The following is an 873-nucleotide window of genomic DNA, read 5'->3' as shown; positions in this document are numbered from 1 at the left end:
CGCGGTCAGGGGCATCGCTTGCCAGACAAAAGACCAAGCCACCCTACACGACCACCTGCACCCACGCATTCTCACGAATGCATCCACAAGCTTTCCCCCTCCCGCACCGCAGCAGAAGCAACTCGTAGCTGCGTTTGTAAAAACGCGGTCAGGGGGCATCGCTCGCACGACAAGAGGCCAAGCCGCCCCACTCGGCCACTTGCACCCGATACAACACCTTAGAAACTGGCAAACCAAACCCGCAAGATTTCGCCGGCAGGCTCGTTCTCGGGCGGATGAAATTTTCCGCTTTGCTCGTCTTCCTGTTCGGTGCTGCAACCGTCGCCGCAGCGGCGGCGGACAAGCCGCGCAACGTGCTGCTCATCATGGCGGACGACTTGAACACATCACTTGGATGCTATGGGCATCCCCTGGTGAAATCTCCGAACATTGACCGGCTGGCCAAGCAAGGTGTCCGATTCGAGACCACGTATTGCCAGTTTCCGTTGTGCAGCCCAAGCCGGACCTCCCTGCTCACGGGACGCAAACCCTCCGCCACCGGCGTGCTAAGCAATCCAGGAAGAAAAGCGGATACAGACGAACCCAACGTGCACCCTCATTTTCGGGACAAGGTTCCCGACACGGTGACACTGCCGCAATTGTTCAAGAACGCCGGCTTCTTTACCGCCCGGGTCGGCAAGCTGTATCACTACGGTGTGCCTGGCGAGATCGGCACGAGCGGCCTCGACGATCCACCGTCGTGGCAGCAATTCATCAATCCCCATGGGGTGGACAAGGAGGTGGAAGACGAGATCCATACCATCGCGCCCCCCAACGCCAAGGGGCCGGGTCGATTCGCGCACCTTGAGCTGGCTACCCGTCGCCAACGACCGG

The 873-nt window shown here is 60.3% G+C and carries 1 protein-coding gene; it reads left to right on the top strand.

The genetic code is table 11. The annotated features are described in order from the left end of the window. Positions 1 to 275: 275 nt before the first annotated feature. Positions 276 to 873 (top strand): sulfatase-like hydrolase/transferase (locus BV034_RS10755; protein ID WP_265592861.1); only part of this gene is annotated, 598 nt, incomplete at its 3' end.

The sequence above is a fragment of the Verrucomicrobium sp. BvORR034 genome, assembly GCF_000739635.1.
Lineage (GTDB): Bacteria > Verrucomicrobiota > Verrucomicrobiia > Verrucomicrobiales > Verrucomicrobiaceae > Verrucomicrobium.
This window is presented reverse-complemented; position numbering and strand designations above follow the sequence as displayed.